Here is a 1,787-nt window from a genome sequence, read left to right on the forward strand (position 1 = left end):
GAATTATCATCAACGGCATCATTTGTCGTTAACGGGGGCCGGGCACAGCACACTGCTGCATTAGGGATATGAGTGGATTACGGCTCATCGGAAAAAGGACCGAGCCGCGGGTCATTCGGTTACATCGCCCGATGCCGTGATGGCGGACGTCGCTTGGGCTGACGGCTGATCGCCGGTCGGGGGCTGCGCGCCCGGCGGAATGGACAGGATTCGAAATAGGCTGTCCAGATCCGCCGAGATCCGAGCTTCGAGAAAATGGCTCTCCAGCATTGACCGCAGGCGACCCTCGCGCGCCAGCCGATACAGTTCCAGCGTCAAGCGCAGGTCAAGGTCGGATACCCTGCAATTCGAGATCAGCGTCGCGCCAACGGACCCGTTCCTCAATGCACAGTGCAGCGGCCGCGGACTGGCCGCCCCGAGGCGATGCTGGCCGCACTTGCGGCGCAGCCGAACCTGCGTCAGGTGCCGGGAGTGCATGAACAGATCCTGATCGATGGCCGCAGCGTGGATTTTCCGCGCCTGTGGGAAGTTCCCGAACGTGGTCTCGTGCTTGTGGTAACCCCGGGGATGATCATCACCCAGCGTTATGTCGCTTCCGAGCATCGGCCTGCTCGTAACGGCCAGACCGCGATAGTGCCGATGGACTGAGCTTTGGGCGCTGTGGGCCCAAGCGACGATCCTTGTCTGGGCGTTTCCGCAGAGCCTGCGGTGACGCTCTCATCCCCGAACTGGTCTGCGCAGTGGAACACTGCTCAGACCTCTGCGCGATCAGCAAACATGGGCGGATTGTCAGAGAGGCTCAGGTGGCCAGCGAGCCTGAGGCGCTGATACGCTGGATTAGGGAACAGGATGGAAGCGCCACCGCCATTGGGCTTGAGGCGGTCCGTTGTCGTAATGGCTGCACCGGGAGCTGACTGAGGCGAGACTGGAGGTCGCCCTGATGGAAACCCGACAGGTGAAGGGCGCTCGGAAAGCCATGCGGATCAAGACGAACCGGCGAGACGCCGAACCACATCGAGCACGCCAATGAGATGGGCACATCGAACCTGCATTGAACCAGCATCATGTTGGCGGCCTTCGCGCCGACCACGAGTCGAAGCATGCACCCGAAGGGTCTCAAACAAAGGCAGCGGTGCCAGCAGAACGATAGAGGCAGCCCCAAAACCGCTTATGTGTCCCGCCCCTGCTATAACTGCCCCATCACCGATCCCGGCCAGGACCGGTGATGGGGTGGGATACAGCGCAAAACACCTTGTGGCATGACCACGTCATCTAGCCGGCTGATGGCGTCTCTCCTCACCGTCTCGAACAGGTGACGGCAGCCCTTTTCTTGGGGACCGCGAAGCATAAGGAAGAGAGAGTGACATGATAGCAGCGGCGACACTGATCGGAATAGATGTCTCCCGTGACTGGCTGGAGGGCTTCTGTCTGCCGTGTGGCCGCAGGTTCAGGCTTCCGAACTCACCAGAGGGCCATATGCGCCTGATCGGGATCATTCAGGATCTGCCCGCGCCTTTGAGGATCGGCTTTGAAGGCTGTGAGGATCAGAAATCGATCCAGTGAATCGATTTCCCGAACAGCGGGGGTCAGGAGTGGGGGCTCTGGACACGGTTCGTCGGGGCCGGAATAGATGCTGCGCAATTGCCGCCGGCCCAGATCAAGGCTTTTGCCTTTTCCCGGGGGAAGCGTGCAAAAACCGACCGGATTGATGCCGAACTCATTGCCGGGTTCATGGCCTTCCGTCCTGAGGCGGGGACGGAAACTGCCGAGTCAAAGTTTGCGCGTTC

General features: G+C 60.8%; 3 protein-coding genes. 1 reads left to right on the forward strand and 2 read right to left on the reverse strand.

All coding sequences use genetic code 11. The features are described 5' to 3' along the window. Positions 1 to 111: 111 nt before the first annotated feature. On the reverse strand, positions 112 to 318 hold the full coding sequence (locus AAIL68_RS17380) for a hypothetical protein (protein ID WP_347141043.1): 207 nt from the start codon (positions 316 to 318) through the stop codon (positions 112 to 114). A gap of 105 nt (positions 319 to 423) precedes the next feature. Here AAIL68_RS17380 and AAIL68_RS17385 point away from each other — a divergent pair, with 105 nt between their 5' ends. Beyond that, positions 424 to 648 carry a hypothetical protein gene (locus AAIL68_RS17385; RefSeq protein WP_347141044.1) on the forward strand — a complete coding sequence of 75 codons (225 nt, stop codon included), beginning with the start codon at positions 424 to 426 and terminating at the stop codon, positions 646 to 648. A 151-nt stretch (positions 649 to 799) separates the two neighbouring features. Here the strand turns inward: AAIL68_RS17385 and AAIL68_RS17390 are convergent, their stop codons facing one another. Then, positions 800 to 1,102, reverse strand: coding sequence for a hypothetical protein (locus tag AAIL68_RS17390; RefSeq protein WP_347141045.1), 303 nt, complete (start codon positions 1,100 to 1,102; stop codon positions 800 to 802). Positions 1,103 to 1,787: the final 685 nt, after the last annotated feature.

Source organism: Paracoccus sp. SSK6 (assembly GCF_039770665.1).
Lineage (GTDB): Bacteria > Pseudomonadota > Alphaproteobacteria > Rhodobacterales > Rhodobacteraceae > Paracoccus.

What these genes read in the sequence shown, in the direction of transcription:
- AAIL68_RS17390 (WP_347141045.1), bottom strand. Translation starts at nt 1,102, where the DNA reads ATGCTTCGACTCGTGGTCGGCGCGAAGGCCGCCAACATGATGCTGGTT.
- AAIL68_RS17385 (WP_347141044.1), top strand. Translation starts at nt 424, where the DNA reads ATGCTGGCCGCACTTGCGGCGCAGCCGAACCTGCGTCAGGTGCCGGGA.